Raw genomic sequence first — 275 nt, 5'->3', positions numbered from 1 at the left:
AATGGAATTAGCAGACCATAAAAGATTTACTAAAAATACGAATACAGATGTTTACTTTTGTGACCCGAGTAGTCCGTGGCAAAGGGGAACAAATGAAAATACAAATCGCCTATTAAGGCAGTACTTCCCCAAAAAGACAAGTCTACATGGCTTTGACCAAAGTTATTTAGATAAAATCGCTAATAAACTAAATAATCGACCAAGAAGGATATTAAACTATTTAACTCCTAATGATATGATTAAAAACCATGTTGCACTGACCACTTGATATCACC

At 33.8% G+C, this 275-nt stretch carries 1 protein-coding gene; it reads left to right on the top strand.

All coding sequences use genetic code 11. From position 1 onward, the window contains the following. Positions 1-268 (top strand): IS30 family transposase (locus tag P20495_RS21210; RefSeq protein ID WP_033016568.1); only part of this gene is annotated, 268 nt, incomplete at its 5' end. Positions 269-275: the final 7 nt, after the last annotated feature.

It is taken from the genome of Pseudoalteromonas sp. BSi20495 (genome assembly GCF_000241185.1).
Lineage (GTDB): Bacteria > Pseudomonadota > Gammaproteobacteria > Enterobacterales > Alteromonadaceae > Pseudoalteromonas > Pseudoalteromonas fuliginea.
This window is presented reverse-complemented; position numbering and strand designations above follow the sequence as displayed.